Source organism: Paenisporosarcina sp. P4_D4, from assembly GCF_056401835.1.
Window position 1 is genome coordinate 1 of the sequence record NZ_JBFUIO010000362.1, and the last position, 873, is coordinate 873.

Here is an 873-nt window from a genome sequence, read left to right on the forward strand (position 1 = left end):
GCCTCAAAATGATGGGCTCGAGATTCTAAAACAAATCCGTCAATATGGTAGTTGTCCTGTCATTATCCTAACAGCTAGAGGTAGTGTGCCCGAAAGACTAGCAGGGCTTGGACAAGGGGCTGATGATTATATCACAAAACCATTCGATCCTGAGGAAGTTGTGGCTCGAGTTCAAGCTGTATTACGCCGTTCCTCACATTTAGAAGATAATGAAATAATTAGATTAGGCCATCTTGTAATAAATCTTACAACTTGTACAGCCTCTTTTTATGATGAATTAATTCCTTTGTCACCACGCGATTGGGGACTGCTTGCTTTCCTAGCAAAACACCCCAATCAATGCTTTACTCGTGATCAACTATTGGATTATGTTTGGGGTATGAATTATAACGGTGCAGATAGAGCTGTAGATGCTTCAATTAAAAGAATTCGTCAACACTTGTGTGATTGGTCATCAGATGAGGGCGAAATTAAGACAGTACGTGGAACGGGGTATATGATACGTGTTAACTAGCTTACAGTCTGAAAAAAGTATCCCTTTACTTCGTTTTTGGACTCGAAAATATGCGGGTGTACTAATAGCCATTCTTATCATTTTAGGGATTATCGCTGGTGTATTGCTAAAAGTAAATCAAAATCAACAAAGTTTTCAAATACTACAGGCGAGAGCTGAACAACTTAGTGATTCATATATACGCGCTATAGATATAATACAATCACAACCAAATTTTCAGCAAGATCAATTACCTGTCACACCTGCTGCACCTTCTACACCCGCAATAGCAACGGAAGTAGCGCGTCCGGTTGCTCAAGATTATATGCAAGTTTTTAATGAAGAGGGTCATAATCTTGTTAACTTTTCGAGTCTAGAAA

The 873-nt window shown here is 39.2% G+C and carries 1 protein-coding gene and 1 pseudogene; both read left to right on the forward strand.

Translation table 11 applies throughout. From position 1 onward, the window contains the following. On the forward strand, positions 1-514 hold a 514-nt coding region (locus AC1DSL_RS18825), incomplete at its 5' end, for a response regulator transcription factor (RefSeq protein ID WP_477533416.1). Beyond that, positions 504-873: pseudogene (locus tag AC1DSL_RS18830) on the forward strand (hypothetical protein); the annotation flags it as partial. The gene AC1DSL_RS18825 and the pseudogene AC1DSL_RS18830, both read left to right, overlap by 11 nt.